This is a genomic window from Bacillus sp. EE-W1, assembly GCF_009760835.1.
Lineage (GTDB): Bacteria > Bacillota > Bacilli > Bacillales > Bacillaceae_G > Bacillus_A > Bacillus_A wiedmannii.
In genome coordinates, this window is the sequence record NZ_WIPE01000060.1 from 28502 (window position 1) to 36210 (window position 7709).

Genomic DNA, 7709 nt, shown 5'->3' on the forward strand with positions numbered 1-7709 from the left:
TCTAGCTACTTTTACTCGTTGTTTATTCCAACGAGATGATCCTTTCATTCTTCTAGAAAGAACACGCTGTGCTTTCACCAACTTATCTTCTAATGATCGGAAAAACTTCGGATTTTCATAGGGTGTTCCATCTGACAAAATGGCGAAATCTTTTAGTCCTACATCTATCCCAATGTAAGAATGTGTTTTCGGAAGTTCTTGTACTTCTGTTTCAACTAATAGTGACACAAAATATCTACCAGAAGGGTTTCGTCTAACTGTAGCATTTACAATACGTCCCGTTATTTCACGACTTTTGGCAAATCGAACAAGACCTAGTTTTGGCAATTTTATTTTGTTCCCTACAATGGCAATGTTTTTATTTGTTTGTTTTGTGATATAAGATTGTACGTTATTCTTCTTGGATTTGAAACGCGGGGCACTATTTTGTTTTTTGAAAAATCGTGTATACGCATCCGCAAGGTTGCGAACAGACGACTGAATCGCAATACTATCCACTTCTTTTAGCCAAACAAACTCTTTCTTCATGGCAGGAAGTTTGGCAGAGCATGTACCATATGTTAAACCTTTGCCAGTTTCTTTATATGCGTGATTCCATAGGGATAGGAAATGATTGAATACAAAGCGAGAACAACCTATCGTTTTATTAATTAGAACCGCTTGTGCTTTATTTGGATAGATACGAAATTTATATGCTTTATTGATCATCATTCGTTTCACCTCCATTTCGATATGTGTCTATTATACGACAAACATATATTCGATAGGTAGTGAAGTAACAGTTTATGTATGTCGAACAATTAAGATGGCTTCCTGCCATTCCTTGTCCGAAGCCAATTCATCTCCCACCTACTCACTTCGCGTTCCTTGAGGAAGGAGTCTTCTTGGCTAAAATGATAAAGAAGTACTTAACTTCACCCATGTAATCGTTGTGTAGGTAATAACTCCTAATCTCGTAATGGCAGCCATTAGCTTCCAAGACTTCATACAGCTTGATCTTTGTTTCATCTATATCAAATATCGATAACTGCCCTTCGTTTTCTCTTACATTCTGAAACTGTAATTTTTGTTCTTCATCTAATTCAAATTTCACATTTGCTTCTACAACCATCATTCATCCCCCTCAGCTATGAAAATAGCGTTTTTGTTTAAGATAATAGCTCTAGATTAATTGGACATATTTACCGATTTATTCACCACTAAATCCATGTTAAAATCTCTTGTGAGTACGACATAGCTCAATTTTATGAAGCCCAGTAACATTTTCTGCGGGGCTTCTTTTTTTCAACAAGCCCTTAGTTAACTGTGCTGACTACCTTGATTTACAAAATCACTATTTTAATACATTTATGAAACATTCACGTGCTATCTTCATTATGCCCTTAATATTATATATACTTAATATACGAATATATGTTATAATTCCTTTGTGAAACATCATGTGTTTCAAATACAACATTTTCTTGATGACCTCTTATCTTTCCGTAAGAGGTCTTTTTTTCAAATAACTATTTTGTTTAAATTTACCTTAATTCACATTAAGTTTTCTTAACATTCTAATTAATGACTGTATAATATAATTAAACTATTTGTATGAGAGGTGATTATTATGAACTGGAAACAAAAATACAATCCAAAGTATCTCTTTTACCGCATGTATAGCTATATTTATAAAGCCCTTGATGATATATCATGGTCCTTAAAATAATTGAGATTGTTATGAGTACACATTTGCTGTGTGCTCTTTCCACAGTTCCAAAAACGATCCTTAACTTTGTTTTACATGTCATAGCGCTATGCCTCCTAATCCAAATTCATGATTTCCTCTAAAGTTCTATCCGAAATATAAGTATTAATGATTTGTATCCTTTCGTATTTCTTTTTAGCCATTTCTATAGCCTCGCTCTCGGACTTCGCCTCAAACCAACGAAGCTTCCACTTTTCGTCTTTGTCGTAAAACTCTACTGAATACGTCATAACGCTATTACGCTTCAAAAATTTGTCCACGGTACTTGTTGCTGTGTAATTGAAACTTCTCACAACATCCTCTAGTGTTAGTTGTTTCATGCCCCCAGCCCCATCGGACGCGATTTAATGATATTTTTATCTGCCTGATCCATAATCAAAGCGGTAATTTCTAATTGATGTCTTCCCAACTCTTTTGCAATTTCAAGGATTCCTTTGCCTTCCTTCCACATTTCTTGCAATCGAATCACTTCGATTTCATCAAATACCAGGTCCCACTCTTCTAAAGCGATATACAAGTTACGACGCGATTTCTTCATGTACTTCCTCTGCTGCAACGCCATCATATAATTTTCCTTTTCCAAATCCGTTCCAAGTCTTGGCATCCCAATTCCCCTCCAGTTGCAATTGATGAATCTCTCTTAACTCCGCCATAACAGCATGACGCTTTCTATCCACTTCTTCAGGACTGCGATTCCCCGCTTCGCAAATACATGGTCCAAACTGATACATACCCATTCCAATGCTGTTATGAATTACTCCCGTCCCGTTACACGCACACATCTCAAATCCCCCTTTTAAAATGGCAATGCTTTTCTTCTGTAATTCTTTGTATCTTTGAAAACTAGCGCCCTGAATTTATTGAAGATACGTGATACAATCCGTTCATCGTATGCGCCCTCTAAACGCTCTCCTGTAAGGTTTGTCGTAAAGATGTGGATTTACCTTACCTTCCATCGAAAACATCGAATAATACCCTGTTAATGAAGTTTGTTGCTTTTGTATTGGCATCTAATGCGCCTAATTCTGCTCCCAAATCATCGACTATCAATACTTCTGCTCTTACTAAACTTCGTATAATTGCATCCTCAGTTAATGTAGAATCTTTATTGAATGTACTTTTAACCTTCCATAGCAATTCACCAACTGTGACGATGACAAATGACTTACCTGCTCCAGCAAGCTGGTCCGCTATAGCGTAAGCAAGATGTGTTTTCCCCGCTCCGCAATTCCCGGCCATAATCGTGTTAAACACTTTCCCGTTGAGATAATCAGTTGCGATTACCTTTGAGAGTTCAAGGTTCTTTGCTCCTTCATCGCTAGTAGGTTGGTAATTATCAAAATTAGCTTTCTTGATGTTGCTATCAGCGATCATACTTTGTTGGGGGAACATGAATTTCTTCTCATTCGCCTTATCTGCATCGTATTTCGCTTGTTCCTGTTGCTGAAGCTTCCTACTATCGTTTTCAAGGAAACAGCGAGGGCAAACAACTTGTCCACCGAACTTCATCTTATTCATGCCATGCGTATCACACACATCAGAATCCATAGTCATATTCACCTTTTTGGCTATATCGGTTGGTATTGCTGCCGCTGCTCTCTGCATTGTTTTTCGCTCCTTTTTTAGAATTCATTTGGATTGTTAACTGGTCGAACTTTTCACGTAGCTTTTTAGGAGATAAAATGTTTCCTTGCCAGAATGGATCAGCTTGGCACCAATCAATAACATCCTTAATCTCTTGTAATTCACGGTTATCCTTTTCGCGCATTAATCTAAAGTCGTTAGCCCAAGAATCGAAGTTAGGTTCTTTTTGTTTAGGCTTATTCCCCTTAATTTTTTCAAATAGATAATTAGCCCCGTTGGTGTCGCAGGTTTCAAACTTGTGACGGGAATGCTTTTCTTTCTTCTTTTTATCTTTTTCTTTATCTATATCTAATTCTTTATCTTCTTCTATATCTGTTGCGTCACGTGACGTCACGCCAGCGTCACTTTCTTCACCCTTATCTTCCAGTGCTAATTGCTGTTGTTTCTTGCGTTCGCGGTACTTTTTGTTTCGTTCTGCATTCAATTGTTTTACGCATTCTAATCCATCAATGTTCTGATGCTTCTCCCAGTTCGAGATGCATATGTACTGATCATCTGTTACATCAATCATTCCGAACTGTTTAAATGTTTGTAGTGCCAGTCTTACAGTTGCTATCGGTCTATTAAAAAGTGTAGAAAGCATTTCTTCTGTAAAAGGAATGTTTTCACTCAAGAAAATGTAACCATTGGCATTCGTTCTACCTGCTTAAGACAACAATTTAATCCAAATAATTAGTAGTGTGTCTGCCTCTGGTAAGCTTTCAATCAACCGAATCTTTTCATCTTCAAACATACTAGATGAAGTAAAAGCGTACGAAGAAAGTTTTAAAAAATAACATTTGAACAAGTTTTCAATACGGATAGCATTAAAATTAAGATGATTTTAGTTGGAGGGAAGCACTCAAAAGAGTGCTTTTAGTTTGTTCTCAGACATAAATAAAATTAGGGGTGATGTGTGTGAAGAAGAGATTTATGGGGATATTATTGGCTGCTATATGTCTTATATTCACAGGTTGTTCAGCGAATATGAAATATGTAGAACATGAAACTAAGGAAAAATTAGAAGATAGTCCGTTAGGCCCATATATTGAAAAAGTCGATTATAAAGCTGATAAAAAGGAAGACGATACCACGCCAGTAAACATCCAAATACATGTAGATGAAAGATTCTCCGACTTATCAACTATGGAAAAATATGAAGTTTTGAACAATACATTTGAAAAGATAATGGGATCTTTTAATTCTGTTTCTTGCGGTGAAAATAATTCATGCCGTTACCAGAAACTCAAAGTATTCTATGACGACGATATATATGTTATGGACATTTTTGACGACATACTTATTATTAATGATTTTGAAAAGTATACAAAAAGCGATTATAAGTCAGATATGAATACAGAAAGAGAAAAGAAAGAAAGAGAGTACGCTAATAAGGATAATACGCTTAATTCAAATAATACATCGCAAAATAACGGACAATATGCAAGTAACGGAATAAGCTATACGGTCATATTTGACTTTATGAAACAACAATATAACATCCTAACAAATAACGATGAAAACTACATACCTGAAGTCCATGATCCTCAGGTTGCTGAAATAGCTGCTAAACGTTTCGGAATTACAGCTAAAGAAGCTGGATACATTTACGAGAAAGTACAGATGGATACTTTTAATTAAAATATAGATTTTGTTCACTTTTACGATACATTTATGAAACATTCGTATGTTACGTTATAAAAGTCCTTTTTTTGAATCATTTTCATTCTGTCAAAAAGCCCTAGTCCCCTCTAGGGCTTTTTACGTTTAAATAAAGAAATGTACCGTATTTCTCAATGCACAACATTACTTAACATGGTAAAATAATATTTGGATGGGAGTCCAATACATATTATTAAAATTAAAGTGGTTCAAGTCGGAGAAAGGCACCTTAGGGTGTCTTTTCTTTATGGAAAAATCCCTACACAAAGTGCAGGGATTTTTATGCTACGAATATATAAAACTGATTATTTAATATATAACGAAGTGCGCCACGTATCTCTTGGATAATTTATTGAAGTCTTTTGATATTCAAAAGTCCCTTCTTGATGATTTGATGCGTCCCATTTATATTCCCAACCTACAATAGGATTACCACCAATTATTTGTGAACTAATACTTTTCACATCAAATCCATTCATTTTGGCAAAAGGAAACTGGCCATATCCTATTTCTTTTGTGTAAACATATAAGTAACTCCCCCCATGATCTTTAGTTGTACTAAAACTATTAGGAGTAATGTATTCAACTCCACCCAATTGTGATTCCACTTTTACTACACTTAAAGAAGTTAGAGGTGCTGCTGGTCCTGCTGATGCCTCCGATGCCATTCCTAATCCAACTACCGCTGCAATCGCTAATGATGATATCCCTAATGTAACTTTTTTAAACATATAAACATCCCCTTGTTTTTTAATAAGTACAAGTTTGATATTAGCAGGATTTTATAAGAATATTCTTTATTTTGGAAACGTTAACAAATTCTACTTTTTTCAATATGCAATTTAGCATATTGATTGACATACAAAATAATCCATCCACTACTTTCAATATAAAAACTATTTTCAAATTTAATACTATTAACTCACTAAATTCTCATTAAAAGACTGGTCGTCTATACAATAGTTTAGTAAAATATAGGTATCTTTTAAGAAGGAAAAGCTAATATAGATCGACTAAATAATGTAAAGAAAATGTTTTATTGTATAAAAAAAGCTCCATTTCTGGAGCCCTCAAAAAATAATATAAGTAAATGAATTAAAACAAATAACAGACAATCAAACTATATAGATAAAACATAAATAAATCTATATATACAATATTACATATAAAACCCTATTTATTGAAGCTATAATAATCTTACTCGATGATTGTTATATTTTGTTATGGTTTTTAAGTAATAAAATACCTTCTTAACACCCATTGTACAAGGAAAAGAAGACATCGATTAAGATGTCTTCTTTTCTTATATGATAACAACACAATAAAATTAAGCTGGTTCAAGTCGGAGGAAGGCACTTTGGGGTGTCTTTTCTTTATGGAAAAGGCACACCTATTTCCCTAGGTGTGATAAATGGTAACCCTTATTACCATTTATTTAAATATCTCTAAGTTAATATTATACAATTCCAATATATTCAAATTGTATTTTAATTATATAAGTAGTGCAAAAGAAGTTAGGCTTTGTTATCATGTTCTACGAATTAAAATTATTTAAAGGAGGTTTTTTTGTGTTTGGTATATTAAAAAAACAATGTCGATTCAATAAAATGTCGGCAATATCGTTAGGGATTTTTGTGTTTTATATGATTTTAAAGCAACTTATCGCACTAGTTTATTTCATTAGTGATGAAGAGTTCGGTGGGATTAGCTTTTCGTTTGATGCAATTGATTTGTTAATTGTTCTAATAATTTATTTTTATTATCGTAGATCTAAAGAGCCCTTTACAAATCAAAATAATTTTACGATGAGTTTGCAAAAGAGCTTACTTTTAGGTCTAGTACTAACTGTAGTATGTAAATTTCTACCGCTGTTACTAGCAGACGTTATAAGTTTTCAATCATCTAATCAAGTTGAAGTAGAAAGCCAAGTAACATTACCCATTTTAGTTTTCGCATTTTCTATTGCTCTGGTAGCACCCATTGGAGAAGAAATTGTCTATCGTGGTGTTATACAGCATGGAATTTTTAAAAATTCCTGGTTAGGTGTACTTGTTTCTTCAGCTATTTTTGCGGGTTTGCATGTTAGCCTTCTTTCTTTGGAAACAATTCCATATTTCCTTCTGGGAATTGGTTTAGGTTGTACTTATAAGTTAACCGGTCGTTTATATGTGGGAATTATAATGCACATGATTAGTAATTCGCTAGCAGTGATTGCTATTTACTATTTTTAATTAAAAGAATCTTATAGTATGATTCTTTTAATCCAGAGAATAAGAAGGAATATGTTAAATTCTCAAGTGAATATTAAGAAAATTAATTTGTTAATTTCTTAAACCCAAAACAAACCGGACGGTCCGGTTTGTTTTGGGTTTATTATTTTCACTATTAATTCTACATAAAAAGGCTTGTAGCTTAAGTTGGAGGAAGGTACCTTTTTGTGTCTTTTCTTTATTTTCAAAAGGACCTGCTCAATTCATTCTTCAAAACATAAGGTAAAGTGAACCCATTAAACGTATGGAATGAACCCTAGTTTTACCCTCTGATCTAAAAGAGGCACTATTATTATGGGATATGGTGGTAGTTGCGGCGAAGGCTGCGGTTTCGCTGGAGGATTTGCTTTATTAGTTGTATTATTTATTTTATTAATCATAGTTGGAGCTAGCTGCTTCTGCTAAAC

The 7709-nt window shown here is 34.1% G+C and carries 9 protein-coding genes and 2 pseudogenes; 3 read left to right on the forward strand and 8 right to left on the reverse strand.

Annotated elements, in window-relative coordinates; translation table 11 throughout:
• The 7 genes and pseudogenes from GFJ36_RS29540 to GFJ36_RS11670 all read right to left on the reverse strand — a co-directional run.
• Positions 1-711, reverse strand: a 711-nt coding sequence (locus GFJ36_RS29540) for an RNA-guided endonuclease TnpB family protein (protein ID WP_242015968.1), incomplete at its 3' end; no start/stop codon positions are given.
• A gap of 142 nt (positions 712-853) precedes the next feature.
• Positions 854-1111, reverse strand: a complete 258-nt coding sequence (locus GFJ36_RS11645; RefSeq protein WP_097890049.1) for a hypothetical protein — start codon at positions 1109-1111, stop codon at positions 854-856.
• Between the two features lie 692 nt (positions 1112-1803).
• Positions 1804-2067, reverse strand: coding sequence for a hypothetical protein (locus GFJ36_RS11650; protein ID WP_088064959.1), 264 nt, complete (start codon positions 2065-2067; stop codon positions 1804-1806).
• A complete protein-coding gene (locus tag GFJ36_RS11655) occupies positions 2064-2309 on the reverse strand; it encodes a helix-turn-helix domain-containing protein (RefSeq protein WP_141542821.1) in 246 nt (81 codons plus the stop codon). The genes GFJ36_RS11650 and GFJ36_RS11655 overlap by 4 nt, the downstream gene beginning before the upstream one ends.
• Positions 2266-2529 (reverse strand): hypothetical protein, encoded by a 264-nt coding sequence (locus GFJ36_RS11660; RefSeq protein ID WP_088064957.1) that lies wholly within the window; start codon positions 2527-2529, stop codon positions 2266-2268. Before GFJ36_RS11660 ends, GFJ36_RS11655 begins: the two co-directional genes overlap by 44 nt.
• A 14-nt stretch (positions 2530-2543) precedes the next feature.
• Positions 2544-3301 (reverse strand): annotated as a pseudogene (locus GFJ36_RS11665) (ATP-binding protein).
• Positions 3285-4124: pseudogene (locus tag GFJ36_RS11670) on the reverse strand (phage replisome organizer N-terminal domain-containing protein). The pseudogenes GFJ36_RS11665 and GFJ36_RS11670 overlap by 17 nt, the downstream one beginning before the upstream one ends.
• Before the next feature lie 158 nt (positions 4125-4282).
• Here GFJ36_RS11670 and GFJ36_RS11675 point away from each other — a divergent pair.
• Positions 4283-5011, forward strand: coding sequence for a hypothetical protein (locus tag GFJ36_RS11675; RefSeq protein WP_242015969.1), 729 nt, complete (start codon positions 4283-4285; stop codon positions 5009-5011).
• A gap of 326 nt (positions 5012-5337) precedes the next feature.
• Here the strand turns inward: GFJ36_RS11675 and GFJ36_RS11680 are convergent, their stop codons facing one another.
• Positions 5338-5763, reverse strand: a complete 426-nt coding sequence (locus GFJ36_RS11680) for a DUF4879 domain-containing protein (protein ID WP_098230478.1) — start codon at positions 5761-5763, stop codon at positions 5338-5340.
• Between the two features lie 837 nt (positions 5764-6600).
• Between GFJ36_RS11680 and GFJ36_RS11685 the strand changes: the two genes are divergently transcribed.
• Both GFJ36_RS11685 and GFJ36_RS11690 read left to right on the forward strand, forming a co-directional pair.
• A complete protein-coding gene (locus GFJ36_RS11685; RefSeq protein WP_176546164.1) occupies positions 6601-7263 on the forward strand; it encodes a CPBP family intramembrane glutamic endopeptidase in 663 nt (220 codons plus the stop codon).
• A 333-nt stretch (positions 7264-7596) separates the two neighbouring features.
• Positions 7597-7707: a YjcZ family sporulation protein gene (locus GFJ36_RS11690; protein ID WP_000540373.1), complete on the forward strand. Its 111-nt coding sequence runs from the start codon at positions 7597-7599 to the stop codon at positions 7705-7707.
• Positions 7708-7709 lie beyond the last annotated feature (2 nt).

What these genes read in the sequence shown, in the direction of transcription:
- GFJ36_RS11645 (WP_097890049.1), bottom strand. Translation starts at nt 1,111, where the DNA reads ATGGTTGTAGAAGCAAATGTGAAATTTGAATTAGATGAAGAACAAAAA.
- GFJ36_RS11650 (WP_088064959.1), bottom strand. Translation starts at nt 2,067, where the DNA reads ATGAAACAACTAACACTAGAGGATGTTGTGAGAAGTTTCAATTACACA.
- GFJ36_RS11655 (WP_141542821.1), bottom strand. Translation starts at nt 2,309, where the DNA reads ATGGCGTTGCAGCAGAGGAAGTACATGAAGAAATCGCGTCGTAACTTG.
- GFJ36_RS11660 (WP_088064957.1), bottom strand. Translation starts at nt 2,529, where the DNA reads ATGTGTGCGTGTAACGGGACGGGAGTAATTCATAACAGCATTGGAATG.
- GFJ36_RS11675 (WP_242015969.1), top strand. Translation starts at nt 4,283, where the DNA reads ATGTGTGTGAAGAAGAGATTTATGGGGATATTATTGGCTGCTATATGT.
- GFJ36_RS11680 (WP_098230478.1), bottom strand. Translation starts at nt 5,763, where the DNA reads ATGTTTAAAAAAGTTACATTAGGGATATCATCATTAGCGATTGCAGCG.
- GFJ36_RS11690 (WP_000540373.1), top strand. Translation starts at nt 7,597, where the DNA reads ATGGGATATGGTGGTAGTTGCGGCGAAGGCTGCGGTTTCGCTGGAGGA.